2 protein-coding genes are annotated in these 1,210 nt (G+C 56.4%); both read right to left on the reverse strand.

Going from position 1 to position 1,210, the window contains the following annotated elements; all coding sequences use genetic code 11:
• Positions 1–135: 135 nt before the first annotated feature.
• Positions 136–732, reverse strand: coding sequence for a 2-hydroxychromene-2-carboxylate isomerase (locus D6877_RS04930; RefSeq protein ID WP_130910044.1), 597 nt, complete (start codon positions 730–732; stop codon positions 136–138).
• Between the two features lie 41 nt (positions 733–773).
• On the reverse strand, positions 774–1,210 hold a 437-nt coding region (locus D6877_RS04935), incomplete at its 5' end, for an SDR family NAD(P)-dependent oxidoreductase (protein WP_130910045.1).

The following is a 1,210-nucleotide window of genomic DNA, read 5'->3' on the forward strand; positions in this document are numbered from 1 at the left end:
TGCTTATCACAGTGAAGTACGCGAGCGTCTGAGTCCGTTGCTGGATGGCGCGGCGCTGAGCTGGCTGAACGAGCGCACTGTGGCCATTTGATCGATTTACCCAAGGCACCGCTCGCGATGCCTTGGGGCTCGGCTTCAATCTTGGCGCAATGCCTCTTCTACGAAGTCGAGTCGATCCTGACCGAAGAACAGCTGATCGCCGATAAACATGCTGGGGGCACCGAAGACGCCGCGCTTGATAGCGGCTTCGGTGTTTTCCTTGAGTTTGGCTTTGACTGATTCATCGTTGCTCAGGGCCAATACTTCTTCGGGATCGAAGCCGTTTTCAGTCAGCACGGCGGCGATGGTTTGCGGGTCGTTGAGGTTACGGCCCTCCACCCAAAGCGCCCTGAACAGGCAATCGACGAACTCGGCGAAACGCTGTGGCTGATGCAGTTGAATGCCGGTGACGGCACGCATCAATATCAGCGTGTTGATTGGAAAGTGCGGATTGAATCTGAGCTGTACGCCGTAGCGTTTGGCGAAGCGATCGAGGTCCTGAAACATGTAGCGGCCCTTGGCCGGAATCACTGCCGGCGAAGCGTTGCCGGTGGCTTTGAATACGCCACCCAACAGCATCGGGATGTAGATCAGTTCGCTTTGGGTATCGGCGCAGATTTTCGCTAGCTGGGTGTGCGCCAGATAGGTGGTGGGGCTGCCGAGGTCGAAATAGAATTCCACGGTTTTGGTCATGATCAAATTGCTCTCTTATTGTTGTAATGAGGGAGGAGGGCTTACCAGCGTTCGTTCCAGGGACGCAGGTCCAGCTCAAAAGTCCAGGCATCCCTCGGCTGACTGTGCAGATACCAATAGTTTTCAGCGATGTGCTCCGGATTGAGAATGCCGTCCTGATCCTTGGTCGCGTATTTTTCGGGAAAGCTGCTGCGGATGAAGTCGGTGTCGATCGCACCATCAACCACAACGTGGGCGACATGAATGTTCATCGGCCCCAATTCTCTCGCCATGCTTTGCGCCAGTGCGCGGATGCCATGTTTGGCTCCAGCGAAAGCGGCAAATCCAGAGGCGCCGCGCAGCCCGGCCGTGGCACCGGTGAACAGAATCGTGCCGCGCTGCCGAGTGACCATGCGCTTGGCCACTTCACGAGCATTGAGAAAGCCGGAGAAGCAGGCCATCTCCCAGATCTTGAAATATTTGCGCGCGGTTTCTTCGA

The sequence above is a fragment of the Pseudomonas sp. Sample_9 genome, from assembly GCF_004307535.1.
Taxonomy (GTDB): Bacteria; Pseudomonadota; Gammaproteobacteria; order Pseudomonadales; family Pseudomonadaceae; genus Aquipseudomonas; species Aquipseudomonas mercuritolerans.

What these genes read in the sequence shown, in the direction of transcription:
- D6877_RS04930 (WP_130910044.1), bottom strand. Translation starts at nt 732, where the DNA reads ATGACCAAAACCGTGGAATTCTATTTCGACCTCGGCAGCCCCACCACC.